The organism is Mesorhizobium sp. M7A.F.Ca.US.007.01.2.1, assembly GCF_003998165.1.
Classification (GTDB): domain Bacteria; phylum Pseudomonadota; class Alphaproteobacteria; order Rhizobiales; family Rhizobiaceae; genus Mesorhizobium; species Mesorhizobium ciceri.
In genome coordinates, this window is sequence record NZ_RZQP01000465.1 from 1 (window position 1) to 1518 (window position 1518).

Consider the following 1518-nt stretch of genomic DNA (forward strand, 5'->3'; position numbering starts at 1 on the left):
CGGCCGCGCCGTCCGCGATCGCGGCTCTGGCGATCATCGCCGTCGCCGTCCTCGTTCTCCTCGTCCTCAGCCTCCTGCGCTTCCGCGCGCAGCAGTGCCTGACGATCGGCGACCGGAATCTGGTAGTAATCGGGGTGGATTTCACTGAAGGCGAGAAAACCGTGACGGTTGCCGCCATATTCGACAAAGGCTGCCTGAAGGGAGGGCTCTACGCGCGTTACGCGGGCTAGGTAGATGTTTCCTTTGAGCTGCTTCTTGTCCTGGGATTCAAAGTCGAATTCTTCAATACGGTTACCGCGTATGACGACAACGCGTGTTTCCTCCGGGTGGGAGGCGTCTATCAGCATTTTGTTGGGCATTATTTCGTTTCCCCCCGGCAGCCGTCAGCCGCAGCTTGCGAGGCAAAGCCTGCTGCTGCGTGTCTGGAATGTGGGTGCCGGATATTTGAACGTCCGTCGGCCGCCGCTTGAGCGCCATGGCGGTGCCGCCCGCAGCCATAATGGCGCGGTTTGATGCGGACCTTTCCATGATTGCGCTTGAAGCCATCGTCACCAACAGAACCTTTTGAACCAAAGCCCGGACGAACCGGACCAGCTTGTTTGCTCATACAGAGCCGGCACGGGAACAAACCCGGCCGTTTTCCTCACGCAGGCGATTCCCCCGCCACGGGAGCACGCCTGCGAAATTCGTCGCGATCACCTGAACCCTTTTCGCCTGAAGCGAAAGGAGCCGCCTTTACGTCTGACCCTGTAGCAACAAGCTGCGGAGGAGGGCGGTTCCAGGATTGCAGTGATCCACCATCGCTTTTATGATTTGGCGGGGTGGAAGGCAACCCCGATTTCCGATGCCGGCAAAAAGCCGTTCCGTAGCGTAAAGCCAGGCTTGCGGCCCTGCATGAAAAGGCTTGGTTAACCTTCTCTGGATACCAATCGTTAATCGAGTTCGCGGCCTAACCGGCATTTCGACGAAACGACCGGGCGCCGGGCGCCAAACCGGGAGCGACTGCAAGAGAGATGGGATTGGCGGACTTCACAGACAAGGGATGTCGTGTCGGCGGCCGGATCCTGGCCGCTTTCTGCCTCTTGCTGCTGCTGGCGGCCTCATCCGTCTTGTCCTCAAATGCCAGTGCCGCCGACGCTCCGCTCGTGGCAAAAGGCTACAAGATGGCCGGCGATGCCACCAAGATGCGCATCGTCATGGATTTCGACCGCGAACCCGATATCAAATGGTTCCTGCTGCGTGGTCCCAACCGTCTTGTCATCGATCTCGCGAATACGAGATTCGCCGTGGATGCCAAGGATTTGAAGGCGCGGGGCCTGGTCAAGGGCGTGCGCCTGGGCGAACTCGGCGAGGGCGTTTCGCGTCTGATCCTCACCGGCAAGGGACCCTTTGCCGTCGACAAGCTCGACGTGCTCAAGAACGAGGACGGAACCGGCTACCGCATTGCCATCGATATGTCGGCGGCATCCGAACGCGAGTTCGATGCCGCACTTGCCAATCAGGCGCTGACCACCGGAT

At 59.9% G+C, this 1518-nt stretch carries 2 protein-coding genes; one reads left to right on the top strand and one right to left on the bottom strand.

The features are described 5' to 3' along the window. The coding region (locus EN949_RS35150) for a S1 RNA-binding domain-containing protein (RefSeq protein ID WP_127371981.1) at positions 1-359 on the bottom strand (359 nt) is incomplete at its 3' end. A 654-nt stretch (positions 360-1013) separates the two neighbouring features. Here EN949_RS35150 and EN949_RS35155 point away from each other — a divergent pair. Beyond that, positions 1014-1518: AMIN domain-containing protein (locus EN949_RS35155; protein ID WP_127371982.1), on the top strand; the 505-nt coding region annotated here is incomplete at its 3' end.